The following is a 26,490-nucleotide window of genomic DNA, read 5'->3' as shown; positions in this document are numbered from 1 at the left end:
TTACGCTCCGACGGGCGCTCGCCGGCCGGCGAGCTGCTGCAGGTCGTCGACGATCTGCTTCTGCGACATCACGCTCAGGTCGATCACCTCACGCGCCTGCGCGACGTAGTACTCGAGCTGTTCGTCGCTGCGCGCGAGCGATTTCTCCAGCGCGGCCTCGATGCGCTGCAGATGCGTCAGCAGCTTGTCGTTCGATTCGCCGAACACCTGCACCGCCATCCCGAACGCATCGCCGAGGCTCGCCACTTCGACGGCGCCCGCCGTGACCTGCGCGGCCACCGAATCGAGCTTGCGGGTTTCGGCGTCGACGGTGTCGTTGAAGCGCGCGCCGACGCGGTCGAGCAGATCGGCCGACGTGCTGACGAGCGCGTCGATCGCGGTGCGTTGTTCGGTCGACGCGTGGTTGACCGCGCCGAGCAGCGTTTCGAGCGTCGCGAGCAGGCGGCTGCGTTCGTCGAGCATCGCGGTGTCGCGCACCATGCTGTCGGACAGGCGCTGGCGCAGCTCGGCGACGACGTCGGCCGCGGCCTTCGGCGCTTCCGACGCGGCCTGCACGAGGCGCGAGATTTCGTTGATCGTGTCGCTCGCATGCACCTGCGCCTGCGCGGTGATGGCGTTCGCGGTGCGGGTCAGCGTGTCGCAGATGTCCTGCTGGCGCGCGGCGGCTTGCGCGCTCGTCTGCGCCCATTCGTCGCGCAGCGCGGCGGCCATCGCGGCGAGCGAATCGTTCCATGCCGACAGACGTTCTTCGTCGCGTGCAGCCAGTTGCGATTGCAGGCCCGTATGCGAATCGCGAATCGTCGACAGCAAATCGTTCGAGCGTTGTTCGAACGTCGACGCTTGTGCGGCGAGATCGCGCGTCGTTTGCGCGAGCGCGTCGCAGATTTCCTGCTGACGGCCGGCGCTGTGCACGCCTGCGCGCTGCCATTCTTCGCCGAGCTTCGCGGCCATCGCGGCGAGCGAATCGTTCCAGGCGGACAGGCGTTCTTCGTCGCGTGCCGCCAGTTGCGATTGCAGGCCCGTATGCGAATCGCGAATCGTCGACAACAGATCGTTCGAGCGTTGTTCGAACGTCGACGCTTGTGCGGCGAGATCGCGCGTCGTTTGCGCGAGGGCGTCGCAGATTTCCTGCTGACGGCCGGCACTGTGCACACCTGCGCGCTGCCATTCTTCGCCGAGCTTCGCGGCCATCGCGGCCAGCGAGTCGTTCCATGCCGACAGACGTTCTTCGTCGCGTGCAGCCAGTTGCGATTGCAGGCCCGTATGCGAATCGCGAATCGTCGACAGCAAATCGGTCGAGCGTTGTTCGAACGCCGAAGCCTGTGAAGTAAGGTCACGCGTCGTTTGCGCAAGCGCGTCGCAGATTTCCTGCTGACGGCCCGCGCTATGCGCGCCCGCACGCTGCCATTCTTCGCCGAGCTTCGCGGCCATCGCAGCCAGCGAATCGTTCCACGCGGACAGACGTTCTTCGTCGCGTGCCGCCAGTTGCGATTGCAAGCCGGCATGCGACTCCTGCATCGCGGCGAGCGTCGCGGCCGAATGGCGTTCGAACGTCGCGGCGGCCTCACCCAGCGCGCGCGCATGCTGGCCGGCCAGCGTCTCGCCGACCTGCTCCTGGCGCGCCAGCGCGTCGCGCCATGCGTCCGACAGGCGGCCTTCGGTCGATTCGAGACGCATCGCGACGCCGTCGAGCAGATCCGACGAACGCTGCGCGAACGTGTCGGTGAACTGGCCGAGCGTCGTCTGCAACTGCTGCGCGACGGCGTTGCCCGCCTGACGTTGTTCGTCGATCGCACGGTTCCAGACAGCCGTCACGTGGCCGGTGGTCTTCTCGAAGCCTTCGGTCAGCCCGTCGAGCTGACGCTGCACCGCGCCCGTCACGGTATCGCGCAGCGCGGCCATCTCCTGCGCGAGCCCCGTCATCGTCGCGGCGACGACCGGCTGCAACGCGGCGCCGGCCACCCGCGCGCTTTCGGCGGCGCTTTCCTTCAGCGCGTCGCCGACGTTCGACGCCAAGCCCGCATAGGCACGCTCGGTCCGGTCGAAAAACGCCTGCTGGCTTTCGAGCTGACGATCGTGCAACGCGACGCTGCGCGCCTCGAGCGTCGTCATCATCGTCTGCAACCGGTCGACCAGCGCCGGCATCACGTCGGCCTGGCGCTGCAGCAGCCGGAACGATTCGTCGCGCTGATGTGCGGACGAATGCACGCGCAGCGTCGTCGCGATCTTCGCGTCGAGCTGCTGGGCCGCGTCGATCCGCTCGCGGCGCACGAGCGCGGACAACAGCCCGAGCATCGCGGACGTCGCGACGCCGGCGATCGACGTGCCGAATGCAAACCCGAGCCCCTTCACCGGCGCGATCAGCGACGCGCGGATCGCATCGAGATCGGTCGCGCTTTCGAGCGCGGCGCCCGTGCCCTTCAGCGTGACGACCATCCCGAGCAGCGTGCCGAGCATGCCGAGCAGCACCAGCAGGCCGACGAGGTAAGGCGTGAGCGCCGGCCCCGGCAGCGCGACGCGCGCGCCTTCGACCCGTGCGCGCACCGCGCCGCGCAGGCCCGGATGCAGCGTGTCGAGCCACGTGTCGAGCTTCGCCGGCGGCTCGGTCAGGCCGGCGACCGCGCGCGACAGCGTGGCGGTCGCCTGCCGGAAGCGCAGCAGCTCCCATGCGCCGGCGACGTAGCACGCGCCGATCAGCAGCGTGACGGCCGCCGCCAGCGGGTTCGACGCGACATAGCCGGCACCGATCCAGCCCACTGCGAGCAGACCGGCGACGAAGACAACGAGATCAAGGCGAATTCTGGACATAGCGTGTTGATTAGCAGGTGCGAAGGGCCGCGAGCAGCCCGTCTACCGTTTGAAACCGGACTTCGAGTTCGGCAAGCAGGATGCTTTGCATCTCGTCGCGAAACGTATCGAGCCATGCGCCGGGCACGATCGCCGCGACGGTCGGGGTGTCGGCCACCGCGCCTTCATCGGCCGGAGCGGACGCGTCGGCGGCGTCGGGCGCAGCGGGGGCCGCGGCCACGGCATCAGCCTCGGCCAGCGCCTGCCGCTCCGCGTCGCGCAGCCGCGCGAAGCGCGTGCCGAGCAGCGCGGGCACGGCCGACAGCAGGCTGCGCTCGCGCGCGCCGAGCACGCGCTCCATGATCGTGTCGAGCGTCGCGAGCCGCGCCATTCCGGACGAGCGCGCGGCGAGCGCGACCCGCAGGCGGCCGCGCAATTGGCCGATCGCCGTTTCCATGTCCTGCTGCAGGGTCAGATACCGTTGGCGAAAGTCCGCGAAATCGGCCGTGTCGGCGGCCGGCGGCGGCAAGTCGCCGGGCCGGCGCCGCGCCCGCGGCCGGTTGGTGGCCGTGATCGCCTGCGCGAGGTCGTGGCGCACGCGCGCGCAGTCGCGCTCGGCGTCGTAGCCGCGCACGCCGGCCGCGACGCCCGGCGGGCTCGCATTCAGCGCGGACGACAGCGTGATCGCGTCGGTCCAGCCGAGCCACTGGCTCAGCCGGTCGGACAGCGTCTGCCGGGATTCCGCGACGTCGGCATCGGCCAGGCGCGCGAGCAGCCGGACGAGCGTCGGACCGCTCAACGCCGGGCGCGGAGATGCTTGCACCATGCTGCAAACCGTCAAAAAAGGCAGCAGTTTACACGTCGTCGGACGCTCGACCGCCAGAATCGGGGAAGCGGCGCGGTTCGGCGTGCTGGGCGACACACGGGAACGCCCGTGGGGCAAGGCTCGGCGGGCGGTGGTGAGGGCGAGAAACACGGTCGGCGGCGGCCGGCGAGCGGCCGCGCCATCGGGAAGTCATGCGTTGTGTGTGGCGTGCCAGCCCGGCATGAATGATGAACGGGCCGAGCCGCCGCGACGGGTGCGGGCGTTCCGCAAGCCACGCGTGACCATGGCCTAACGATGAATCGGTAATCTTGGAATTCGGGATGCCGACGCGCGCCGGGGCGAGCGGCCCGGGCGGGCCGGCCGATTCCCGCCGCTAACCGGCGCCGGCCATGGCCGGTCGCCGCCACGTGCCGATAAAGAAGCGTTCAGATCCCCGCTTTCGGCGCATTCAGGATCAGCCGCAGCCCGAGCAGCGTGATCGCGCCGGCCGCGATGCGATCGACCCATTTCTTCGCGCGCAGGTAGAGTTCGCGCGGCCGGCGCGTCGAGAAGCACAGCGCGACGAGCGTGTACCAGCCGAATTCGACCGCGAACACGAGCGGCGGCAGCACGAGGTAGCACCACAGCGGCGGATGCTGCGGGAGCAGCGCCGCGAAGATGCTGCCGTACCAGATCGCCGTCTTCGGGTTGCTGAGCTGGGTCGTGAGGCCGGTCCAGAACGACTTGCGCGCGCTGCCGCCCGCCATTGCCTGCGGATCGTCCATCGCGATCGGCCGGTCGGCGCCGCGCCAGATCTTCGACGCCATGTAGATCAGGTACATGCCGCCCGCGACCTTGAGGCCCACATACAGCCATTCGACGGCCTGCAGGAGCGTGTAGAGCCCGGCCAGCGCGACGCCGCCGAACACGATGCCGCCGATCCCCATGCCGAGCGCGGTGGCCAGCCCGTCGCGACGCGACAGCCCGATCGAATTGCGCGCCACCAGCACGAAGCTCGGGCCCGGAATCATCGCGCCGAGGAACAGCGCAGCCAGGATGGCGAGTACGGCAGCCGATGCGGTCATCGAAGTCTCCTTGGTCAGCGACGCCGCTGCGCCGGCGCCTGCGTGTCGTTTCCGACGGTCTAGCCGTCGATTCTGGCACGCTTCGCGCCTGGCCGAAAGCGGCGGTGCGCTGCTATGCTGGCCCTCTTTCCCGTCATCCCGCGCCGCCCCATGATCGAGATCCGCGTCGCCCGCTATCCCGACGGTGCCGCCGCCGTCGAAGCGATCTTTCGCGAGTACGTCGTGGGCCCGACCGCCAGCGTCGAATTCCAGGACGATGCGCGCCGAAATCCGGCGTCTGGCGCCGAGTTTCCCGGGCGCAATCTGTAACGCCGCGCGGCTCATCCCCTTCATCCTTTCGATCAAACCGCCCGCCATGCGCGCTCTTCGCCTTTCCGCCCTGCTGCTACCGCTACTCGCCGCCCTCTCGTTCGGCGTCCACGCCGACACCCTGCCGAAGTCGATCGCCGCGCAACTGCCGGCCGGCTACCAACCGCTGATCGCGCACGCCGGCCCCGATCTCGACAACGGGCGGCACAGCTTTCTCGTCGTCGTGCATCGCGCGATCGATACGCGCGAGCAGCCGTCGCCGCGCCCGCTGCTGATCTACGAGGAACAGGCCGACCACACCTACCGGCTCGCCGCCCGCAACGACCAGGTCGTACTGCGCGCGAACGAAGGCGGCCAGTGCGACCCTTTCGATCCTGAAGACGCGGCCGACAATGGCTTGTCGGTGAAGGGCCGCTATTTCACCGTGCAGAACTCCGTCGCGTGCGGCCAGCACTGGACCGACTACATCACGTTCCGCTACGACCCGCGCACGCACGGCTGGCTGTTTTCGAGCCAGATCGTCACCGAATCGTTTCCGCTCGACGACAAGCCCGACCACGTCACCGTCACGCGCGCCGACGCGCACCGGCCGGTGTCGTTCGGGCAGTGGAAACGCAAGGACTAGCCTCCCGGTACGCATCCACGCCCGCGGCGGCGCCGTTTTTCAATGCGACGCGCCGCATCGCCCGCCTGCTGCTCGCGGCCCCCGGCCAACAGGTCTACCATAGGCGCTCGTCGCCCGCGCGACCGCCGGCACGGCATGCGGCTTGCGCCTGCCCCTTTCCTCGTTGCCCCCGCACAGGAGGACGTCATGACGCAACACTTCGATGCGATCGTCATCGGCACCGGCCAGGCCGGGCCGCCGCTCGCCGCACGGCTCGCCGGCGCCGGCATGAAAGTCGCGATCGTCGAGCGCGGCCGCTTCGGCGGCACCTGCGTGAACACCGGCTGCATCCCGACCAAGACGCTGATCGCGAGCGCGTACGCCGCGCAGCTCGCACGGCGCGCCAGCGAATACGGCGTGTCGGTCGGCGGCCCCGTCACCGTCGACATGAAAGCGGTGAAGGCGCGCAAGGACCAGATCTCGGGCCGCTCGAACCACGGCGTCGAGCAATGGGTGCGCGGCCTCGACCACGCGACCGTCTTTCAGGGTCATGCCCGCTTCGAACGCGCGAACGCGGTGCGCGTGGGCGATGACGTGCTCGAAGCCGAACGGATCTTCATCAACGTCGGCGGACGCGCGCAGGTGCCCGCGATGCCGGGCCTCGACTCGGTGCCGTACCTGACCAACTCGACGATGATGGACGTCGACTTCCTGCCCGACCATCTCGTGATCGTCGGCGGCAGCTACGTCGGGCTCGAATTCGGCCAGATGTACCGCCGCTTCGGCTCGAAGGTCACGATCGTCGAGAAGGGTTCGCGCCTGATTCGCCGCGAGGACGAAGACGTGTCGCAGGCCGTGCGCGAGATCCTCGAAAAGGAAGGGATCGACGTGCAGCTCGACGCGAACTGCCTGAGCGCGCGCCGCCACGGCGACGGCATCGTCGTCGGCCTCGACTGCGCGGGCGGCGGCCGCGAGGTCGCGGGCTCGCACCTGCTGCTCGCGGTCGGGCGCGTGCCGAACACCGACGATCTGGGGCTCGACCGCGCGGGCATCGACACCGACGCGCGCGGCTACATCACCGTCGACGAGCAGTTGCGCACGAACGTGCCCGGCGTCTGGGCGCTCGGCGACTGCAACGGGCGCGGCGCGTTCACGCACACCGCGTACAACGACTACGAGATCGTCGCGGCGAACCTGCTCGACGACGATCCGCGCAAGGTGTCCGACCGCATCATGGCCTATGCGATGTACATCGATCCGCCGCTCGGCCGCGTCGGCATGACGCTCGCGGAAGCGAAGCAGACGGGCCGCCGGCTGCTGGTCGGCACGCGCCCGATGACGCGCGTCGGCCGGGCGGTCGAGAAAGGCGAGAGCCAGGGCTTCATGAAGGTAATCGTCGACGCGGACAACCACGCGATTCTCGGCGCGTCGATCCTGGGCGTGACCGGCGACGAGGTCGTGCACGGGATTCTCGACGTGATGGCCGCCGGCGCGCCGTACACGACGATCAGCCGTGCGATGCATATCCATCCGACCGTGTCGGAGCTGCTGCCGACGCTGCTGCAGGACCTGCATCCGGTCGAGTGACGCACGGCAGGCGGGCGGCCGCGCGCCTGCCGTGTGCGAAGATGGCCGCCGCCCCGTGACTCGGGAGCGCCATGCGTGCGCGCGTCCATCGACTGGCTGACCGAGCTGTTCGCACGACGTTATCCGGCATGGCCGGCGACCCGATAGCCGATCGAGCGCTCCATGTACCGCGCCAGTTGCTCGCGCGAAAACGCCGGCTGCTCGATGCCGCTGCCTTCGAGAAACTGGATCGCGTTGCGGCAGTCCCACGCGTAATTGCTCTGATACAGCTCGGCCGTGCTCATGCCGTCGCGAATGTTGTCGTCGAACAGGCTCAGCAGCGGATAGAGCGGTGCGTCGATATCCGTCTTCCACGAATCGACCCATTCGCGGAACGGCACCACCCGAAACCGCAGCCCGAAGTATCGTTCGAGCCGCGAGAAGAACTCCTTCAGCGTGACGTCGGTCTCGGGCGAGTTGATCAGGTTGAACTTGTGCCCCAGCGCGGCCGGATTACGCGAAATCCGCGCGATCGCCTTCGTCATGTAGTCCACGCTCGTCAGCCCTTCGCGCAGGTCGTGCAGGTCGGGCACGGTGCCGAGCGCAATGCACGTCTTCACCAGCCGCCCCCACCATTGGTAATCCGCGCTCACGCCGGTCTCGCCATGAAACGTCGCGTAGCCGAGCCGGAAAGTCATCAGCGGCAGCCCGCGCTGCGCGGCCTGGTCGGCCGTTTTTTCCATCACCCATTTGCTACGCGTATAGCCGATGTCTTCGAGCACGGCCGGCAGGTTCTGATCGATGTCGTCCGCCTCGGTCATCACGGTCTTGCCGGTGAAGCGGTGCCCCCAGCTGTACACCGAGATCGTCGACAGCAGGATCAGCGCCTTCGTCCGCCGGCATCCGGCAAAGGCGAGGATCTGCTGGAGGCCGTCCACATTGATCTTCTTCATGTAGCAATACGGCTGGATGAAGTTGACCGCGCTGGCGGAGTGGTAAACGATGTCGATTTCGTCCGCGAGCACCGCGTAGTCGTGCTCGTCCATGCCGAAGCGCACCTGCGTGAAGTCGCCCGCCCATATGCGAATGCGAGCGCGCTCGTCCGGCCCCAGGCTCACGTCGTACGCGCGCAGTTTCTCGTCGATCCGCGCCCACCCGGCCGCGGCGTCCGTCGCGCGCACCAGGCAATGCACGACCGCCGATGTCGTCGCGAGCAGTTCGGCCAGCAGATGCACGCCGACGAACCCCGTGGCGCCCGTCAGCAGCATCGTGCGCGGCTTCGCCAGCAGCGCATCGTCGAACGGGCCGCTGAAATCCGCCTCTTCCGGCACGCGGATGTCGTTCTCCAGCGTATACACTGGCTCGCGTTCGACCGCGAGCGCCGTGGCGGCCCGCCGCTCGATCTCGCCGGCGAGCGCCTGCACCGTCTGGTGCTCGTAGACGTCCCGGATCAGCATCTTCGTCCCGGCCGCGTCCGACAGCGCCCGCGCGAGTTTCGCGGTCAGCAGCGAATTGCCGCCGATGTCGAAGAAACGGTCGGTCTTGCGAAACGATGCATGGCCGATCAACGCGACGAAGGCATCCGCGACGATCCGTTCGGCGGCCGTGTACGGCTCGTGCTCGCTCGGGCCGCGTGGTTCGTCGCGGTAACGTCGTTCAAGCGCGGCGCGGTCGGTCTTGCCGTTCGCCGTCACCGGCATCGCGTCGAGCAGCACATGGCCGACCGGCCACATGTAATCGGGCAGCGTGTGCCGGACACGGGCCTTCAGCGCGTCGACGACACGCTCGCGCGGCATCGCGCCATCGCGCGGCACCACGAACGCGACCAGCTCCATTCCGGTTCCTGCCCGGTTGGGCAATGCCAGCACCACTGCATGGCGGACCTCGCCGGAGCCCGCGAGCGCGGCCTGGATTTCGCTCAGTTCGACCAGGTTGCCGCGAATCTTGACCTGATCGTCCAGACGCCCGAGGAACTGGATCGAGCCGTCGTTCAGCCAGCGCCCCAGATCGCCCGTGTGATAGACGATCCGATCCGGTTGCCGCGGATGCGGGCGGAACTTGTCGCGGGTCAACGCGGGATTGCCCAGATAGCCGCGCGCGAGGCCGGGCCCGCCGATGCAGATCTCGCCCACGTCGTCGCACGTCACCGGTTCTCCGGTATCGTTCAGGATCAGGATCTCCGCATCGCCGATCGGCCGCCCGATCGACGCAGGGCGGCCGAGCGTCGCGCTCGGCACGATGTGGCACGTCGCGAAGATCGTCGCTTCGGTCGGCCCGTAGTAATCGACCACCGTATAACCGATCGCGTCGGTATCGATCGGGCCCAGCTTTTCACCGGCCGTGAACAGATACCGCAGCTTCAGGCCCGCCGGCTGGCCGACACCCACCACGTCGGCCACCATCACGGTCGGCACGTACGCGTGCGTGATCCCGTGACGGACGAAGAACGCCACGAGTGCGTCGGCATCGAGCCGCGTTTCTTCATTCGGCAGGAACAGCGTCGCGCCCGCGCAGAGCGCCGACCAGATTTCCCACTGCGATACGTCGAAGCCGAGCCCGGCCATCAGCGTCGCGCGGCTTTGCGCATTCACGTCGAAACGCGCGTTGTGCCAGTCGACGAGCGCCGCGACGGCCGCATGTTCGACGATCACGCCTTTCGGCGCGCCGGTGGAACCGGACGTGAAGATCACGTAGATCGCACCGCCCCGTGCATCGTCCGGCGGGGCCGCAGGCACGTCGTCGCGGTCCGGCCATCGCGCGGACAGATCCGCCACGCTGACGAATGCCATTGCCGCATCGCTCGACGTCGCGCGGGCAGTCAGCACCAGCGTCGCATTGCATTGCTGCAGGATGTAGCGCTTGCGGGCGTCCGGATAGCGCTCGTCGATCGGCACGTAGGTTGCACCGGCCTTCAGGATGCCGAGGATGCCGGCGATGAACTCGGCGTTGCGCGACGCCTCGATCGGCACCAGGCTGCCGCTTCCGATTCCGCGCGCGCGCAACGCAGCGGCCACCGCATCGCTCCGACCGTCCAGTTCCCGGTAACTCACGCTGCCGTGCTCGGAAATCACGGCCGGCGTATCGGCACCGCGCGCCGCATGCATCCGAAATTTTTCGAGTATGTTCATTTGCGTAGTCATCCTCTTTATTCGTCGCATCGACACGAACCGCTCTCAATATAGAGCGGCACGCTTGAAAAGCAATGTTGAACGAACGTCGTCAGCGCCATGCGTCGTGGCACGCACCCTGTCGTCACGCGCGGCGAAACGATGGCGGCGTTTGATGCATTCGAAGCAGCATTCGACGACGTGCCGAGCGTCCCGATGCCGGTCGCCAAACCAGCGTAGTGCATCGAACATCGACAGGCCACGGCGGCCGGTGATGCCAATTGTTATTGGTCAAATAACAATCAATGATCCGACCGCGCGTTTATCCGGCGCGAGCCCCCGCTTACGATGCGTGTTCATCGACACCCGATCATCGAAGGGGCGCTTCATGACCCGCATCGTTCGTTTCCACCGTATCGGCGGCCCCGAAGTCCTGCAGATCGACACCGTCGACGTGCCCGCGCCGGGCCTCGACGACATCCAGCTGCGCGTGAAGGCGATCGGCCTCAACCGCGCGGAAGTCATGTTCCGAAGCGGCGAATACACGTTCATGCCGCGCTGCCCGGCATCGCTAGGCTACGAGGCATCGGGCATCGTCGCGGTGGTCGGCCGAAACGTGACGGCGTTCGCCGAAGGCGATGCGGTGAGCGTCGTGCCGGCTTTCTCGTTCGCCGACTACGGGATGTACGGCGAGGTGGTCAACGTGCCCGCGCGAGCGGCGGTCAAGCATCCGCAGATGCCTGTCGTTCGAGGAGGCGGCCGCGACGCGGATGATGTTCGTCACGGCCTACGGCGCGCTGATCGAACTCGGCCAGCTCGGGCGCGGTGATGCGGTGCTGATCGGCGCCGCGTCGGGCAGGCGGCGATCGCCGGGCTCGCGGCCGGCACGCTGACGCCGCGGATCGATCGCACGTTCGCGTTCGACGACATCTCGGATGCGCACCGCTACATGGAAGCCGGCGCGCGGGTCGGGAAGATCGTCGTCACGGTCTGAGCCGCAGTCTGGCCCGCACATCGTGAGCGCCGCGCGCCGTCCGTCAGCTTTCGAAATACCGCGGCCGGTCGATATCGGCCAGCAGCCGCGGCTGCGTCGGCGCCCAGTCGAGCGACGCTCGCGTGCGCTCGCTGGTGGCCGGCGCGTCCATTCCCGCGAACATCGCGAACCAGCCGAAGTGTTCGCCGGCTTGCTCGGCCGACATCGCGACGACCGGCACGTTCAGCCGCCGGCCGATTACCTCGGCGATCTCGCGGAACGGCACGCCCGTATCGTCGACCGCGTGATAGCGCGCACCGGCCGCGCCGCGTTCGATCGCGAGCCGGTACACGCGCGCCGCGTCGAGCCGGTGCACAGCCGGCCAGCGGTTCGCGCCGTCGCCGATGAACGCCGATACGCCCTTCTCCCGCGCGAACGCAATCAGGCGCGGCACGAACGCGTGATCGCCGTCGCCATGCACGGACGGCGGCAGGCGGACGACCGACGCGTGCACGCCGCGCGCCTCGAGCGCGACCGCGGTCGCTTCGGACGCCCGGGGATAATTCGCCGACACCGGCACGTGCGGATCGTCCTCGGTCGCCGCGCGACCGGGCGCGACGAGCGCGAGGCCCGACGTGACGACCAGCGGCCGCGCCGAGCCGGCGAGCACCGCACCGATCGTGTCGATCGCGCGGCGGTCGAGTTCGCAGTTCTGCGCGAAGCGCGAGAAATCGTGATTGAATCCCGTGTGGATCACCGCGTCGGCGGCTTCGGCGCCGCGCGTCAGGCTGTCGAGATCTTCCAGCGACCCGCGATGGACGTCCGCGCCGGCTGCGGCAACCGCTGCCGCGGCCGCATCGGACCGCGCGAGCCCGAGCACCGAGTGCCCGGCGGCCACGAGTTCGGCGACGACGGCCGAGCCGACGAATCCCGACGCTCCCGTAACAAAGACACGCATGTTCAGCACCTCCGGATGAAATGGAGGCTTACTATCCGTCGATGGCCGCTCGCGGTGAAGCCGTGACGGTTTACTGGTAAACGAACTAACAGGATATGGCTGACGCCTCCGACAACCTGCTCGGCGCGTACCTGCGGGACCGCCGCGAGAAGCTCGACCCGACCGCGCTCGGGCTGCCGGCCACGCGCCGCCGCACGCCGGGCCTGCGGCGCGAGGAAGTCGCGCAGCGCGCGCACGTGAGCGCCGCGTGGTACACGTGGCTCGAACAGGGCCGCGGCGGCGCACCGTCGGCCGACGTGCTCGACCGGCTCGCCCGCGCGCTGATGCTCAACGACGCCGAACGCGAACACCTGTTCCTGCTCGGCGTCGGCCATCCGCCCGAAGTGCGCTATCACGCGCCGGCCAGCGTGACGCCGCGCCTGCAGCACGTGCTCGATTCGCTCGACGCGAGCCCCGCGATCGTCCGCACGGCGACGTGGGACGTCGCCGCGTGGAATGACGCGGCGGCCGCGACGCTCACCGACTACGCGACGCTGCCGCCGGCCGCGCGCAACATCCTGCGGCTGATCTTCGTCGACGCGGGTGTCCGTTACGCGCAGCCCAACTGGGAGCGCGTCGCGCGGTTCGCGGTCGGCGCGTTTCGTGCGGACGTCGCGCGCAGCGGCGCGACGCAGAGCGTGCAGGCGTTCGTCGACGAGATGCGCGCGACGAGCGACGAATTCGATGCGATGTGGCGCGACCACGATATCCGTACGCACGACGAAGGCACGAAGGAGATTCGCCATCCGCAAGCCGGCCGGATCGCGCTTGAATACTCGGCGTTCTCGGTCACCGGCAGCCCGGACCTGAGCCTCGTGATCTTCACGCCGGTCACGCCGGCCGACCGTGCGCGGATCCGGGAACTCGTCGCGGCCCGCGAACAGGCACGCGCGGTGCAGGCGCCGGCTGCGTGACCTTACGCGGCTTTCTCGCACGCCGGATTCAGAGCGGCACGTCTCACCGGATCGGGAAGCCATCCTTCTCGTTCGATGTCGACCACTGACGAACGCGCGCGGAAATCGCAAAGGGGCGTCGCGCACGAATGCGCGACGCCCCTTGTTCGTTCACGGAAACTGCCGACTATGCGACGCGCTGCAGCAAATCCGTCGCGAAAGACTTCGCATGCGCGACGGCTTCCTGCGCGTCGCCGAATACGCCGAGCTGATCCCAGTGCTCTTCGGCCGCGTAGGTGCCTTTCACGGCGAGCGCCCGCTGGACGCTCAATTGCGCCGCGTATCGGCCGTCATCCAGCGGTCGGGCCGTCGCGACGACCCTGTGCGGTGGGCTGGCCCGCTCCGGCTGAACCAGCTCGACGGGGCCGCTGACCGTGCCGACATTCATCAACTCGTTTCGGGTGTTGCAGTCCGGGCAGTAGAAGCACCAGCCCGCCCCCTCCTGATGGTGCCTGACCTGTCCGCGAGCCAGCACGGCACGACATTCGACGTTTTCGCAGATGAACGGCATCGCAGTCTCCGGAGTTGTTTGAAGGAAATCCTAGCATGTCCGACGGCGGTCAACCATCGGCATCCGCATGATTGCCGCACCGGCGGTTTCGGCTGGTTACGCGTGCGCGGCAGGGGTAAGCGTCGCCGCGTTTCGCTGCGCTGCAAAATTGGCGCTTTCCCGCCGAATCGTGATGCCGACTGCGCGACCATGCGCAGCATCGCTGCTCGAACCGGAAGCGATCGCGCAACCTGCGAATGTCCCCATGAACGAGATCGTCGCGCGTCCGACTGCAAGGTCGCCGGTTAGCACGTGACGACGCGTCTGTTCGACATCGCCCGCGATAAACTGACGGCCCGACACCGAACCGAGAAAAGCTCAATGTTGATCCGCGTTGCGACCCTGGCCGATGCCGTCCCGCTTGCCGAATTGAAGCGCGATACGTTTCGCGAAACCTTTCTGCAGGACGGATTCGGCATCGACTACCCGCCGGACGATCTGGCCGAGTACGAAGCCCGTACCTACTCGGTGGCCGCGATCACCGGGCAGCTCGGCGACCCGCAGTGCCGCACGTGGGTCGCGGAAGGCGACGACGGCACGCTGGTCGGGTATGCGCACGCGGGGCCGTGCAAACTGCCGCACCCGGAAGTCGCGGACGGTTCGGGCGAGATCCATCAGATCTACCTGCGCCGCGGCACGCAGGGCACCGGCGCCGGACGCGCGTTGTTCGACACCGCGCTCGCGTATCTCGCCGCGACGCGCCCCGGCCCGGTATGGCTGGGTGTGTGGTCGGGCAATGCGAAGGCCATCGCGTTCTACGAGAAAGCAGGCTTCCAGCGTGTCGGTACGTACGATTTCAAGGTCGGCGAATCGACCGATCTGGAGTTCATCTACCGTCGTTGAGCGTCGCTTTCTGTCGGCATCGCATCGATGCGACGCAAACGAATACAGTTGATCGATGACGGCGTAAACGACGTTTTTCCCTCGTTTCGCGTCAAACGACACAATTCGACGGGCCCCCGGTAAAATCCGCCATTCCGGGGTTATCGATCAATTGCTTCGTCATGCATCGAATTGGATTCTTCGTTTGCCGCGGCTATGATGCGCTCGATCTTGGCGGCCCATTGTCGGCCTTCAATCAAGTCGCCACGGCCGCCGGCCACACGCCCTACGATCTTCACGTCATCTCGCCGTCCGGCGGCCCGATTCCCGGCAATACCGGCCTTTCGATCGACACGAAGCCGGTCGGAAGGCGTGCATTCGACACCGTCGTGTTCGTCGGCGGCGATATCGCGCCGATGCAGACATCGGACAATATCGCCGCAGCCAGCAAACTGGCCGCCAAGGCGTCGCGCGTCGCCAGCGTGTGTACGGGCGCATTTCTGCTTGCGGAAACCGGCTCGCTCGACGGGTTGAGAGCGGCAACGCACTGGCGCTACGCCGCGCAATTGCAGTCGCGCTTCCCTCGCACGCGGGTCGACGGCGACAGTATCTATGTCGTCGACGGCCGCGTCTGGACGTCGGCGGGCATCGCGTCCGGCATCGATCTCGCGCTCGGCATGATCGAACGCGACATGAGCACGGAGATTGCGCGCGAGGTCTCGCGGCTGCTGGTTGTTCCGTATCGTCGGCCCGGCGGGCAGTCGCAGTTCTCCGCGATGTCGCAGATGGAGCCGGAATCGGATCGCATCCGCATCGCGCTGAATTTCGCGCGCGAACATCTTGCCGAGGCGTTGCCGGTCGAGCGGCTCGCCGATGCGGCGAGCTTGAGTGTGCGGCAGTTCGGGCGCGCCTTTCGCCGGGAAACCGGTGAAACACCCGCGAGGGCCGTCGAGCGCTTGCGCGTCGAAGCCGCGAGGCTGCGCCTGCAGGGCGGCAGCGAACCGATCGAGCAGATTGCGCTGGCGGTCGGCTTCACCGATCCGGAACGGATGCGCCGAGCCTTCATCAAGCTGCTCGGACACCCGCCGCAAGCGGTTCGACGCGAGAGCAGGTCGAAGGCAGCGCGCTGATCGACCGCCTGCCGATCGGCGCGCCGCGTGGTTGACGTCTTGCCAACGGGTGAGTGGCGCGTGGGTACACAACGCGCCGTTTCTCCGGACGTCGATAACCGTCGTCAATCCTTGACGGGCGGATAAGCGTTCCACATGTCGCGATGCAGCTTCCACGTGCCGCCCTGCTTCAGGAAGACGAGCGTCTGCTTCGCGCGGACCTTGAGCTTTCCGTCGTGATCGCGAACCTCCGCATCCGATACCTCCGTCACGACCCGGTCGTTACCGTAGAACTCATAGTTGCTGAACGATACGGTGCCGGGCTTCGATCCCGCATATCCGTTGATGAAGTAGTCGGTGATCGCGCGGTGCCCGGTGACTTTGTCGCCCCCCGGCGGCAAGAGCGTGCCGTCGTCGGTATAGAGGCGGCCGATCGCGTCGTAGTCGCCTCGCGCAAAGGCATCCGCCCATCGCGCGTTTTCGGCCTTGATGGCCGCTTCGGGCAGGCGTTGCGCACCACCGGCGACAGCCGGCGCCGTGAATGCAAAAAAGGACACGCACGCTGCAAGCGCAGCCGTACAAAGATGAATCTGTCGCATCGAATGATTTCCGAATCGGGTTTGAATTGAAGAGGCGGCGACGCTGCACGCGTCGCCGGCAAGCGTGTCAGCGGACACCGGGAACGCGTGCGAGTCCCTTTGATGCGCCGGGCAGCTTCTTGTCGACCAACGCGACGAGTTCGGGTCGTGCATCTCTCGGATGACCGGAGTGGAACGGCGGGTCGGGATCGTATTCGACGACGAGCTGCGTGTACTCGGCCGCCTGCCGGCCGCGCAGCTTCGACGCCACCCGCAGCGCGAAGTCGATGCCCGCCGTCACGCCGCCGCCGCTCATGAAGCGGCCGTCGTCGTCTTCGACGAAGCGATCGGGAACGGGAATCGCGCCGTATTCGGCCAGCTTGTTGACGAACGCCCAATGGCACGCGCTGCGCTTGCCGTTGAGCACGCCCGTCGCGGCGAGCACGAGCGAGCCGTTGCACACCGACGTCACGTGTTTCGCGCTTTCCGCGAGACGCCGGATCTGCGCCTGATACGCCGGCCGCATCGGCGCCGACAAATCGGAGCCGCCCGGCACGAGGATCACATCGGTCTGGTCGATATCGGCCAGCCGTTCGGTCTTGCCGTACACGACGCCGAATTCGAGCGTCACGTTGCCGCCATCGAGGCTCGCGTAGCGAACGTTCGTATTCGGCAGCCGGTGGAAAATCTCGCTGGGGCCCGCGAAGTCGAGCAGCGTGCCGCCGTCGTAGTTGACGATCAGGATGTCGAGCGGCGCGTTCGGCGCGAGCAGCCCTGCGCGGCTCGTTTGCGCCGGCGCAGGCGTCGCGTGCCCGAGCAATGCGCCGCCGCCCAACACGGCGCCGAGCGTGGCGGCGCTGCCGAACTTCAGGACATCGCGGCGCGAACGGCCTGCCCGCGTGAGTTGTCCGGCGGACACATGGTTATCGCTACTGTCGGTCAAGATGATTGCTCCTTGCACTTCGGCCCATGGGCGAGTGCAACCCCGCCGGGCCGGATCGAATAACCGCCACCGCGAACGGCGTGGCGGACGTGAAATCGGGATGGGGATGAGCCGGGATGGCGTGCCGGGCTCGGGAAGCGTGACGCGCCGGCTTAAAGCTGCGACGCACCGCCATCGACGACCAGTTCAGTGCCGACGACGTACGACGATTCGTCGCTGGCGAGATAAAGCACCGCGTACGCGATATCGTCGGCCGTGCCCATGCGGCCCGCCGGATTCGCTGCCGCGAATTCGGCCTTGCGCTCGCGCACCCATTCGTCGGGCTTGCCCCACCTGGAGAGCAGCGGCGTATCGATCGGGCCGGGCGCGATCGCGTTGAACCGGATTTTCCGGTCGAGAAATTCGTACGACCAGCTGCGGGCCAGCGATCGCACGGCGGCCTTCGCCGCCGCGGTCAACGAGATGCCATGCTTGCCGGTCTGATCGACGAACGAGGTATTGAGGACCACCGACGAACCTTCGCGCAAGTACGGCAGCGCTGCTTGAAGCGTGACCACCACGCCCTTGACGTTGACGTCCATGATGTCGTTGTAGAGCGTGTCGTCGATGTCGTTGACGGCGGACGGGAAAGCCCAGCCCGCGTTGGCGAACACGACGTCCAGGCCGCCGAACGTCTCGTCGACCTCGGCGGCAATCGCGCGCATGTCGTCGAGCGACCGTACGTCGCCCTTGAGCACGACCGCACGCTCGCCGAGCGCTGCCCTCACGCGCTGGAATACCGCCTCGTCGCGCCCCGTCACGGCGACGCGCGCGCCTTCTGCAATGAACCGCTTCGCGGTGGCCAGACCGATGCCGCTGGTGCCGCCCGTGATCAGCGCCGATTTACCCTTGAGTCGCATCTTCCGTTCCTTTTCATGTGGTGAGTGACCAGGCCGGATACGCGACACGCGAGGGTGGTTGCGTGCTTGTTCCGGCTCGATCGTTCACGTGAAGTATGGAGCGGGAGGTAGAGGGCTCAAAGGTCGTATAACCCTCGAAAAACGTCATTCAGGGTGCGCAGCGACGCCGCTAAAAAACAAAAGCGCGCAGGTCCGCTGGACCCTGCGCGCGTCGATCGGACGTGAATGGTTTGCTCAAGTAAGCCGATGAAACGGCAACGCGCGACGCGCGACGCGCGACGCGCGCTAGATGGTTTTCCCCGATAACCCGTGCATCGGCCGCCGCAACGCGGCGTCGAACGGATTGGTGCGCGGCCCGATCGCATCGGCCTGCCGCCGCAGCAGTTCGACGACCATCGGCATCCGATCGTCGCCGAGCCGCGACGCGAGCGTGCCGACGCTCAGCGCGCCGACCGGATAGCCGGTGCGATCGAGGATCGGCACCGCGACGCCGGCCATCCCGTCGAGCACGCCGCTGTTGCGGCCCGCGTAGCCGAGTTGCCGCACGCGTTCGATCTCGGTGCGCAGATACACCTCGTCGAGCACGCCGTAGCCGCGGAGGCGCGGCACGTTGAAGCGGATCACCTCCTCGCGTTCGGCCTCGGGCAGGAACGCGAGGATCGCGAGGCTGCCCTGCCCGACACCGAGCGCGATGCGCCCGCCGATGTCGCCGGTAAACGAGCGGATCGGAAACGGCCCTTCGCACAGGTCGAGACACACGGCGTCGAAGCCGCTCTTCACGAGCAGGAAGATGGTTTCGCCGAGGCTCGCGCACAGTCGCAGCAGCGCGGGCCGGCACAGCGTGCGCATGCTGCTCGGGTTGCCGGCCAGCGCGGCGAGCGCGAAGAAGTCGACGCTCAGCCGGTACAGCTTCGACTGCTCGTCCTGTTCGACCATCCCTTCGGCAATCAGCGATTGCAAGATCCGATGCGCGGTGCCCTGCGTGAGGCCGACGGCTTTCGCCAAATGCGTGACGCGCACGCCGTCCTGCTGCATGCCGGCCAGCGCGCGCAGGATCGCGAACGCACGCTGCAGCATGCCGGTGCCCGGCGCGCCGGCCGCATCGGCCGCATCGGCCGGGTCGACGGCGTCCTCGTCCGGGCGCGGCGTCCGGGCTGCCGGCGACGTTCCGGTCGAATGGGGTTCCTGCATGCCGGCTCTCCTCGACGATTTCATTGAACGGAATACGCTAGCCGCCATTGTCGTCCGGTCGAAAATCCACGGGCATCCGGGTGTGCACGGGATTGACGCGCGCGTTTTGCGGGTCGCCCCCCCTTCATCCACCGGAATGATTCGCCGGCGATTTTCCCGGTCGTTCCATTGAATGGAATTTTTCAGAAATTCATCCCGTTCAGCAGAATTCGAAATTGACGCTCCCAAATATGGCTGGCTAGAGTCCGCGTCATCGGCGCACCGGCCATGCGGTGTGCGAACCCGGAGCTCCCCATGTCGTTTCTCACGCTTACGGATCTGACGAAAACCTTCGGCGAACTCACCGCCGTCGCGGACGTCAACCTGTCGGTCGAACAAGGCGAATTCGTGTCGCTGCTCGGGCCGTCCGGCTGCGGCAAGACCACCACGCTGCAGATGATCGCCGGCTTCGTCGACGTCACGCGCGGCCGCATCGCGCTCGACGGGCAGGACATCACGCACCTGAAGCCGAACCGCCGTGGGCTCGGCATCGTGTTCCAGAGCTATGCGCTGTTTCCGCACATGAGCGTCGCGGAGAACGTCGGCTTCGGCCTCGACATGCGCGGCGTCGACAAGGCCGAGCGCACGGAGCGCATCCGCGCGGCGCTCGCGCTCGTGCGCCTCGACGCGCTCGCACACCGCTTTCCGCGCGAGCTGTCGGGCGGCCAACGGCAGCGCGTGGCGATCGCGCGTGCGGTCGTGATCGAGCCGCCGGTGCTGCTGCTCGACGAACCGATGTCGAACCTCGACGCGAAGCTGCGCGAGGACATGCAGTTCGAGCTGCGCGCGATCCAGCGCAAGATCGGCACGACGACGATCATGGTCACGCATGATCAGTCGGAAGCGCTGTCGATCAGCGACCGCGTGGTCGTGATGGAAGCCGGCCGCATCACGCAGACCGATACGCCGTACCGCGCGTACGAACGCCCGGAGAATCATTTCGTGTCGCAGTTCATCGGCAAGGCGAACCTGCTGCCCGGCACGATCGTCGCACACGACGGCGACGCGATCCGCATCGACCTCGGACACGATCTCGCCGAGACCGGCCGCACCGCGCACCTGCCGCCGCGCGAACGCGACGTGCGCGTGGGCGACGCGGTGTCGGTCTGCATCCGCCCCGAGAAGCTGCGGCTGTGCGCGCCCGACGCCGGCCGCTTCGCCGCGACCGTCACGAGCCGATTCTTCCTCGGCAGTCAGTGGCTCTACCGCGTCGACAGCGCGCTCGGCGAAGTGCTCGTGTGCTGCCAGAACGAAGGCGCGGAGCCGCTCGAGGAAGGCGCGCCGGTCGGCATCGACTGGCACAGCGATGCCGTGCGCGTGATGCGCCGGGAGGCCTGAATGGGACAGCCTTCCCGCCCGCTCTCGACCGACGGCGCGCCGGCCGGGCTCGCGGCCGCCCCGGCCGCCGCCGATGCGGTATCGCTCCGCACCGTCGGCGGTAACGCGCCGCGTGCGAGCTGGCGCGCCCACGCGCCGCTGTGGCTGATGTGCGCGCCGGCCTTCGCGCTGTTCGCCGCGCTCGTGCTCGCGCCGCTCGCGATGACGTTCGTGCTGACGTTCTACCGGTTCGACCCGGCCACCGGCCCGATCGCCGCGTTCCAGTTCGGCAACTACGCGGAAGTGCTCGGCTCGTCGTACTTCCACACGATCTTCGCGCGCACGTTCGGCATCGCCGCGCTGACGACCGCGATCTGCGTCGCGATCGGCACGCCGGAAGCGTACGTGCTGTCGAAGATGCGCGACCCGTGGCGTTCGCTGTTCCTGCTCGCGATCCTCGCGCCGCTGCTCGTGTCGGTGGTCGTGCGCGCGTTCGGCTGGAGCATGCTGCTGAACACGAGCGGCCTCGTGAACCAGGCGCTCGGTCTCGTCGGGCTCGGGCCGTACAAGCTCGAATACACGACGTTCGCGATCGTGGTCGCGCTGGTGCACGTGATGCTGCCGTTCATGGTGATTCCCGTGTGGACCGCGCTGCAGCGGCTCGATCCGCAGACCGAACACGCGGCGCTGTCGCTCGGCGCGTCGCCGTTCACGACGCTGCGCCGCATCGTCGTGCCGCAACTGATGCCCGGCGTGCTGTCGGGCAGCCTGATGGTGTTCGGGCTGTCGGCGAGCGCGTTCGCGATTCCGGGCCTGCTCGGCGGACGCCGGCTGAAGGTCGCGGCCACGGCCGTCTACGACGAATTCCTCGGCTCGCTGAACTGGCCGCTCGGCGCGACGATCGCGGTGCTGCTGCTCGCCGCGAACCTCGTCGTGATGCTCACCTACTACCGCGTGCTCGAACGCCGCTACGCGCGCAGCCTCGGAGGCGCATCGCGATGAGAAAGAACGGCCCCTTCGCCCTTGCCTTCCACACGCTCGTGATCCTGTTCGTGCTCGCGCCGCTCGCGATCGTCGTGCTGGTCGCGTTCACGCCCGACGAAACGCTGACGCTGCCGACCCGCGGCGTGTCGCTGCGCTGGTTCCGCGCGATCCTCGACTATCCCGACTTCGTCACCGCGTTCGTCAACAGCGTGAAGCTCGCGTTCGCGTCGGCAACACTGTCGCTCGCGATCGCGTTGCCGGCCGGCCTCGCGATCGGCCGCGCGACGTTTCCCGGCCGCGCATTCCTGAACGGGCTGCTGCTGTCGCCGCTCGTGATTCCCGGTCTCGTGCTCGGCATCGCGCTGCTGCGCTTCTTCGCGCTGATCGGCGCGACCGGCTCGTTCGCGTGGCTGGTGCTCGCGCACATGATCGTCATCACGCCGTTCGTGATGCGGCTCGTGCTCGCGTCCGTCGCGGGCCTCGACCGCAGCATCGAGCAGGCCGCGTGCTCGCTCGGCGCGGACCCGTGGACGACGTTCCGCCGCATCACGCTGCCGATGATCGTGCCGGGCATCACCGGCGGCTGGCTGCTCGCGTTCATCAACAGCTTCGACGAGCTGACGATGTCGATCTTCGTCACGTCGCCGCAGACGGTCACGCTGCCCGTACGCATGTACATGTACGCGACCGAATCGATCGATCCGATGATGGCGTCGGTATCGGCGCTCGTCATCTTCATCACCGCCGGCGCGATGCTGCTGCTCGATCGCGTGTACGGCCTGAACCGCATCCTGATCGGCCAACATTGATGACGACTCCCGTTTCCCGTTCCCCCGGCATCGCGGACGACGGCGCGCAGTTCGTGCGCGTCGCCGAACGCGAGCGCGCCGCCGTCGCGTTCACGCTCGACGGCCGGCCTGCGCACGCGCTTGCCGGCGACACCGTGCTCACCGCGATCCTCGTCGCGCAGCGCCGCGTGCGTACCAGCGAATTCAGCGGCCTGCCGCGCGCGGGGTTCTGCCTGATCGGCGCCTGCCAGGACTGTTGGGTGCGCACCGAAGCCGGCGCACGCGTGCGCGCGTGCTCGACGCCGATCGCCGACGGCATGCGGATTCTCACGGCCGCCCGGCCGGCCGCGACCGGAGACGCATCGTGAGCGCCGCACTGCAACCGGTGATCGTCGGCGCGGGGCCGGCCGGCGTGCGCGCGGCCGAGGCACTCGTCGACGCCGGGCTGCGCCCGGTCGTGATCGACGAGAACGCGCGCTGGGGCGGACAGATCTATCGTCAACCGCCGGCCGACGCCGCGTTCGTGCGCGGCAAGCGCACGCTGTACGGCTTCGAGGCCGCGAAGGCCGACGCGGTGCACCGGACGATGGCCGCGCTGCTGCCGCACGTCGACTATCGGCCGAACACGCTGGCGTGGTCGTGCGGCGCGGGCCGCGTCGACACGCTGCAGGACGGCCGCGAAGTGACGGTGCCGTACTCGCACCTGATCGTCGCGAGCGGCGCGACCGACCGCATGCTGCCCGTGCCCGGCTGGACGCTCGCGGGCGTCTATACGCTCGGCGGCGCGCAGGTCGCGCTGAAGGCGCAGGGCTGCGCGATCGGCCGACGCATCGTGTTCGCGGGCACCGGGCCGCTGCTTTACCTCGTCGCTTACCAGTATGCGAAGGCCGGCGCACACGTCGCGGCCGTACTCGACACGAGCCCGCTGCGCCGCCAGGCCGCCGCCGCGCCCGCGCTGCTGCGCATGCCGTCGATCTTCGCGAAAGGGCTCTACTACAACGGCTGGCTGCGTGCGCATGGTGTCGCGATCGAAACGGGTGTCACGTTCGAACGCGTGCTCGGCGACCAGCACGTGACGGGGCTCGCATGGCGCGCCGCCGGAGACGACGCGCAGCCCACGCCACCGCGCGTGCTCGACTGCGATGCGCTCGGCCTCGGCTTCGGCCTGCGCGCCGAAACGCAGCTCGCCGATCTCGCCGGCTGCCGGTTCGAATTCGACCCGCTCGATCGCGCGTGGCTGCCCGAACGCGACGCGGCCGGTCGCACGTCGGTACGTGGCGTCTACGTCGCCGGCGACGGCGCGGGCATCGCAGGCGCCGACGCGGCCGAAGCGTCGGGCCGGCGTGCGGCGCTCGCGCTGCTCGACGATGCCGGCGTCGCATCGCGCTCGCCGCCCGGCCAGCCCGATGCGGCGGCGCTCGAGCGCACGCTCGCCCGCATCGGCGCATTCCGCGCGGGCCTCGAGGCGGCGTTCGCGCTGCCGGCCGACCAGGCTGCCCGCTGCCCCGACGACACGATCGTGTGCCGCTGCGAGGAGATCGACGCGGGCACGCTGCGCCGCTGCGTGCGCGAAGGCGCGGCGACCGAATTGAACCGGCTGAAGGCGCTGACCCGCGTCGGCATGGGCCGCTGCCAGGGCCGCATGTGCGGCGACGCGGCCGCGCTCGTGCTGGCCGCCGAAACCGGCCGGCCGCTCGCCGACGTCGGGCGGTTGCGTGCGCAACCACCCGTGAAGCCGTTCCCGATCTCGGCCGCGCTCGCGGGCGACGACGTCGCGGCGATTCCCGACGAGGCGCGCGATGAGTGAGATCCGGCATTACGACGTCGCGATCGTCGGCGGCGGCCTCGTCGGCGCGTCGGCCGCACTTGCGCTCACGCACCGCGGACTGCGCGTCGGGCTGTTCGAGCGGCGCGACTGCGGCGCGCAGGCGAGCGGCGTGAACTACGGCGGCGTGCGCTGCCAGGGCCGCCCGGCCGAGCAATTGCCGCTCGCGCTGCGGGCGCGGCGCATCTGGAATCACCTGCCCGAACTGATCGGCATCGACGGCGAATTCGTCGTGTCCGGCCACTTGCGGCTCGCGCGCAGCGATGCCGATCTCGACGCGCTCGACGCATACGCCGTGCTCGCCGGCGAACACGGCTTGCCGCTGCAGGTAATGCGCGGCGACGCGTTCCGCCGCCGCTACCCGTGGCTCGGCCGCGCGGCGCTCGGCGGCTCGCTGTGCGAGACCGACGGCCATGCGAACCCGCGCCTCGTGTCGCCCGCGTTCGCGCGCGCGGCCCGCGCAGCGGGCGCCGACGTGTTCGAGCACACGCCCGTCGACGCGGTTCATCACGATGGCGCACGTTTTCACTTGCAGGCGGGCGGTCGCGCGCACACCGCGACGTGGCTGATCAATTCGGCCGGCGCATGGGCGAACACGATCGCCGAACGCTTCGGCGAAGCTGTCCCGATGGAGCCGATCTACCCGAACATGTGGGTGACCGAGCCGCTGCCGCCGTTCATCGCGCACAACCTCGGCGTGTATGGCGGCGGCGTGTACGCGCGCCAGGTCGCGCGCGGCAACTGCGTGATCGGCGGCGGCCGCGGCCGCGGCGACGGCGAGTTCGGCCAGCCGTCGGTCGACACGACGCGCGCGGTGATGCGCGACGCCTGCGCATTGCTGCCCGCATTGCGCGACGCGCTGCTGATCCGCACGTGGAGCGGCGTCGAAGGCTGTACGCCCGACCACAACCCGATCATCGGCGCGAGCCGTACCACGCCGAACCTGCTGCATGCGTTCGGCTTTTCCGGCGGCGGCTTCCTGCTCGCGCCGGGCGTCGGCGACGTGCTCGCCGATCTCGTCACGACCGGCGAAACCGCCACGCCACTCGATGCATTCTCGATCGGCCGCTTCTTCCCCCAAGCCATGCCGGCCGCCCCTTTCCGTCAAGAGGAAACACAAAGATGAAACTGCTCGGAACGATCGCGGCCGCCGCCGCCCTCTGCATCGCAGGCGTCGGCGCGCCCGCGTACGCGCAAACGAAGACGATCTACGTCGGCATGAACGGCGGGCCGATGGAAAAGGCCTATACGAGCCAGGTGCTGCCCGACTTCGAGAAGGCGAACAACGTGAAGGTGGTGATCGTGCCCGGCACGTCGTCGGACGTGCTCGCGAAGCTGCTCGCGAACCGCAACAAGCCGCAGATCCACGTCGCGTTCCTCGACGACGGCGTGATGGCGCGCGCGGTGAGCCTTGGCGTGTGCCAGAAGCTCGACGATTCGCCGGTGCTGAAGGAGCTGTACCCGTTCGCGCGGATGAAGGACGACGTCGGCGCGGGCGTGCAGCTCGGGATGACCGGCATCGCGTACAACAAGAAGCTGTTCGCCGAGAAAGGCTGGGCGCCGCCGACGTCGTGGATGGATTTCGCCGATCCGAAATACAAGGGCAAGGTCGTGTTCCAGTCGGCGTCGAGCAGCACGTTCGGGCTGCACGGCTTCCTCGCGATCAACCGGCTGCTCGGCGGCAACGAACAGAACGTCGAGCCCGGCTTCGGCAAGTGGGCGAGCACGGTCGGGCCGAACGTCGTCGAGTACATCCCGAACTCGGCGAAGATCTCGGAGATGGTGCAGACCGGCGAGGCCGGCCTGTTCCCGCTGACGCCGACCGGCGTCGGCGACCTGCAGGACAAGGGCATCCCGGTCGCGTATGCGAACCCGAAGGAAGGTCCGGTGCTGCTGCTCGTCGACCTGTGCGTGGTCGCGAACAATCCCGACCCGCAACTCGCGCAGAAGCTCGCTCAGTTCCTGCTGTCCGCGCCCGCGCAGACGAAGGCGGCCGAGGCCGGCAAGCAGATCCCGACCAACCGTCTCGCGAAGATGCCGGCCGCGATGCAGCAGAGTCTCGGCAACGTCGACGACCTGGTGCGCAAGGTGACCGTGGTCGACTGGACCGCGATCAACGCGCGCCGTGCGCAGTGGGATACGCGGTGGAACCGGCAGATCGAGCGGTAACGCGGGACGGCGTACGGGCGACGTGGCGCTGAGCGCGCCATGCCACGTCGCATGAAGGCCAGAATCGATACGCCGGGATGCGGGCGGGGA

General features: G+C 68.3%; 25 protein-coding genes and 1 pseudogene. 15 read left to right on the top strand and 11 right to left on the bottom strand.

Annotated features, from left to right (window positions below; all coding sequences use genetic code 11):
• Both J8I33_RS04265 and J8I33_RS04260 read right to left on the bottom strand, forming a co-directional pair.
• Window positions 1–2,808, bottom strand: coding sequence for a DUF802 domain-containing protein (locus J8I33_RS04265; RefSeq protein WP_209933331.1), 2,808 nt, complete (start codon window positions 2,806–2,808; stop codon window positions 1–3).
• A 10-nt stretch (window positions 2,809–2,818) separates the two neighbouring features.
• Complete coding sequence (locus J8I33_RS04260) at window positions 2,819–3,613, bottom strand: DUF3348 domain-containing protein (RefSeq protein WP_209924647.1); 795 nt, start codon at window positions 3,611–3,613, stop codon at window positions 2,819–2,821.
• Here J8I33_RS04260 and J8I33_RS04255 point away from each other — a divergent pair.
• Window positions 3,612–3,905: a hypothetical protein gene (locus tag J8I33_RS04255; protein ID WP_209924646.1), complete on the top strand. Its 294-nt coding sequence runs from the start codon at window positions 3,612–3,614 to the stop codon at window positions 3,903–3,905. The genes J8I33_RS04260 and J8I33_RS04255 overlap by 2 nt on opposite strands.
• Window positions 3,906–4,038: 133 nt before the next feature.
• Here the strand turns inward: J8I33_RS04255 and J8I33_RS04250 are convergent, their stop codons facing one another.
• Window positions 4,039–4,677, bottom strand: a complete 639-nt coding sequence (locus J8I33_RS04250; RefSeq protein ID WP_050014453.1) for a LysE family translocator — start codon at window positions 4,675–4,677, stop codon at window positions 4,039–4,041.
• A 114-nt stretch (window positions 4,678–4,791) separates the two neighbouring features.
• Here J8I33_RS04250 and J8I33_RS34415 point away from each other — a divergent pair, with 114 nt between their 5' ends.
• From J8I33_RS34415 to J8I33_RS04235, 3 genes are all read left to right on the top strand, one after another.
• Window positions 4,792–4,986, top strand: coding sequence for a hypothetical protein (locus J8I33_RS34415; RefSeq protein WP_235356239.1), 195 nt, complete (start codon window positions 4,792–4,794; stop codon window positions 4,984–4,986).
• A 46-nt stretch (window positions 4,987–5,032) separates the two neighbouring features.
• Window positions 5,033–5,611 (top strand): hypothetical protein, encoded by a 579-nt coding sequence (locus tag J8I33_RS04240; RefSeq protein WP_124594093.1) that lies wholly within the window; start codon window positions 5,033–5,035, stop codon window positions 5,609–5,611.
• Window positions 5,612–5,797: 186 nt separating this feature from the next.
• Window positions 5,798–7,177, top strand: a complete 1,380-nt coding sequence (locus J8I33_RS04235; protein ID WP_209933325.1) for an FAD-containing oxidoreductase — start codon at window positions 5,798–5,800, stop codon at window positions 7,175–7,177.
• A gap of 119 nt (window positions 7,178–7,296) precedes the next feature.
• On the opposite strand, the gene J8I33_RS04230 is transcribed toward J8I33_RS04235, so the two are convergent.
• The gene (locus J8I33_RS04230) at window positions 7,297–10,284 is read right to left on the bottom strand and encodes an amino acid adenylation domain-containing protein (RefSeq protein WP_245171445.1); all 2,988 of its coding nucleotides are present in this window, start codon (window positions 10,282–10,284) and stop codon (window positions 7,297–7,299) included.
• A 367-nt stretch (window positions 10,285–10,651) separates the two neighbouring features.
• On the opposite strand from J8I33_RS04230, the pseudogene J8I33_RS34840 reads away from it, so the two are divergent.
• A pseudogene (locus J8I33_RS34840) lies at window positions 10,652–11,257 on the top strand (zinc-binding dehydrogenase).
• 43 nt (window positions 11,258–11,300) lie between these two features.
• Here J8I33_RS34840 and J8I33_RS04220 read toward each other — a convergent pair.
• Complete coding sequence (locus J8I33_RS04220; protein WP_209933312.1) at window positions 11,301–12,194, bottom strand: SDR family oxidoreductase; 894 nt, start codon at window positions 12,192–12,194, stop codon at window positions 11,301–11,303.
• A 95-nt stretch (window positions 12,195–12,289) separates the two neighbouring features.
• Here J8I33_RS04220 and J8I33_RS04215 point away from each other — a divergent pair, with 95 nt between their 5' ends.
• Window positions 12,290–13,147 (top strand): helix-turn-helix transcriptional regulator, encoded by an 858-nt coding sequence (locus tag J8I33_RS04215; RefSeq protein ID WP_209933307.1) that lies wholly within the window; start codon window positions 12,290–12,292, stop codon window positions 13,145–13,147.
• Window positions 13,148–13,313: 166 nt separating this feature from the next.
• On the opposite strand, the gene J8I33_RS04210 is transcribed toward J8I33_RS04215, so the two are convergent.
• On the bottom strand, window positions 13,314–13,697 hold the full coding sequence (locus J8I33_RS04210; protein ID WP_050014449.1) for a hypothetical protein: 384 nt from the start codon (window positions 13,695–13,697) through the stop codon (window positions 13,314–13,316).
• Window positions 13,698–14,057: 360 nt separating this feature from the next.
• On the opposite strand from J8I33_RS04210, the gene J8I33_RS04205 reads away from it, so the two are divergent.
• Window positions 14,058–14,579, top strand: coding sequence for a GNAT family N-acetyltransferase (locus tag J8I33_RS04205; RefSeq protein ID WP_124554462.1), 522 nt, complete (start codon window positions 14,058–14,060; stop codon window positions 14,577–14,579).
• Window positions 14,580–14,719: 140 nt separating this feature from the next.
• Here the strand turns inward: J8I33_RS04205 and J8I33_RS34835 are convergent, their stop codons facing one another.
• Complete coding sequence (locus J8I33_RS34835; protein WP_235356241.1) at window positions 14,720–14,857, bottom strand: hypothetical protein; 138 nt, start codon at window positions 14,855–14,857, stop codon at window positions 14,720–14,722.
• Between J8I33_RS34835 and J8I33_RS04200 the strand changes: the two genes are divergently transcribed.
• Window positions 14,801–15,688: a helix-turn-helix domain-containing protein gene (locus J8I33_RS04200; protein WP_235356238.1), complete on the top strand. Its 888-nt coding sequence runs from the start codon at window positions 14,801–14,803 to the stop codon at window positions 15,686–15,688. The genes J8I33_RS34835 and J8I33_RS04200 overlap by 57 nt on opposite strands.
• A 104-nt stretch (window positions 15,689–15,792) precedes the next feature.
• Here J8I33_RS04200 and J8I33_RS04195 read toward each other — a convergent pair whose 3' ends face one another.
• The 4 genes from J8I33_RS04195 to J8I33_RS04180 form a co-directional block, all read right to left on the bottom strand.
• Complete coding sequence (locus J8I33_RS04195; protein WP_089489051.1) at window positions 15,793–16,266, bottom strand: DUF4440 domain-containing protein; 474 nt, start codon at window positions 16,264–16,266, stop codon at window positions 15,793–15,795.
• A 67-nt stretch (window positions 16,267–16,333) separates the two neighbouring features.
• Window positions 16,334–17,188 (bottom strand): DJ-1/PfpI family protein, encoded by an 855-nt coding sequence (locus tag J8I33_RS04190; RefSeq protein WP_209933305.1) that lies wholly within the window; start codon window positions 17,186–17,188, stop codon window positions 16,334–16,336.
• Window positions 17,189–17,340: 152 nt separating this feature from the next.
• A complete protein-coding gene (locus tag J8I33_RS04185; RefSeq protein WP_209933304.1) occupies window positions 17,341–18,087 on the bottom strand; it encodes an SDR family oxidoreductase in 747 nt (248 codons plus the stop codon).
• A 285-nt stretch (window positions 18,088–18,372) separates the two neighbouring features.
• On the bottom strand, window positions 18,373–19,278 hold the full coding sequence (locus J8I33_RS04180) for an IclR family transcriptional regulator (protein ID WP_209933301.1): 906 nt from the start codon (window positions 19,276–19,278) through the stop codon (window positions 18,373–18,375).
• A gap of 294 nt (window positions 19,279–19,572) precedes the next feature.
• Between J8I33_RS04180 and J8I33_RS04175 the strand changes: the two genes are divergently transcribed.
• From J8I33_RS04175 to J8I33_RS04145, 7 genes are read left to right on the top strand one after another with little or no spacing between them, the layout of a single operon-like run.
• Complete coding sequence (locus J8I33_RS04175) at window positions 19,573–20,655, top strand: ABC transporter ATP-binding protein (RefSeq protein ID WP_089489048.1); 1,083 nt, start codon at window positions 19,573–19,575, stop codon at window positions 20,653–20,655.
• A complete protein-coding gene (locus J8I33_RS04170) occupies window positions 20,656–21,636 on the top strand; it encodes an ABC transporter permease (protein ID WP_050014438.1) in 981 nt (326 codons plus the stop codon).
• Window positions 21,633–22,427 carry an ABC transporter permease gene (locus J8I33_RS04165; protein ID WP_089436034.1) on the top strand — a complete coding sequence of 265 codons (795 nt, stop codon included), beginning with the start codon at window positions 21,633–21,635 and terminating at the stop codon, window positions 22,425–22,427. Before J8I33_RS04170 ends, J8I33_RS04165 begins: the two co-directional genes overlap by 4 nt.
• On the top strand, window positions 22,427–22,774 hold the full coding sequence (locus tag J8I33_RS04160; RefSeq protein ID WP_124554457.1) for a (2Fe-2S)-binding protein: 348 nt from the start codon (window positions 22,427–22,429) through the stop codon (window positions 22,772–22,774). The genes J8I33_RS04165 and J8I33_RS04160 overlap by 1 nt, the downstream gene beginning before the upstream one ends.
• Window positions 22,771–24,213 carry an NAD(P)/FAD-dependent oxidoreductase gene (locus J8I33_RS04155; protein ID WP_209933295.1) on the top strand — a complete coding sequence of 481 codons (1,443 nt, stop codon included), beginning with the start codon at window positions 22,771–22,773 and terminating at the stop codon, window positions 24,211–24,213. Before J8I33_RS04160 ends, J8I33_RS04155 begins: the two co-directional genes overlap by 4 nt.
• Window positions 24,206–25,357 carry an FAD-binding oxidoreductase gene (locus J8I33_RS04150; RefSeq protein ID WP_050014434.1) on the top strand — a complete coding sequence of 384 codons (1,152 nt, stop codon included), beginning with the start codon at window positions 24,206–24,208 and terminating at the stop codon, window positions 25,355–25,357. The genes J8I33_RS04155 and J8I33_RS04150 overlap by 8 nt, the downstream gene beginning before the upstream one ends.
• Window positions 25,354–26,400, top strand: a complete 1,047-nt coding sequence (locus tag J8I33_RS04145; RefSeq protein WP_124554454.1) for an ABC transporter substrate-binding protein — start codon at window positions 25,354–25,356, stop codon at window positions 26,398–26,400. The genes J8I33_RS04150 and J8I33_RS04145 overlap by 4 nt, the downstream gene beginning before the upstream one ends.
• Window positions 26,401–26,490: the final 90 nt, after the last annotated feature.

Origin of the sequence: Burkholderia sp. AcTa6-5, from assembly GCF_017815075.1 — a bacterium.
GTDB lineage: Bacteria > Pseudomonadota > Gammaproteobacteria > Burkholderiales > Burkholderiaceae > Burkholderia > Burkholderia sola.
The sequence above is the reverse complement of the archived record's forward strand: the minus strand, read 5'-3'. Positions and strand labels throughout refer to the sequence as shown.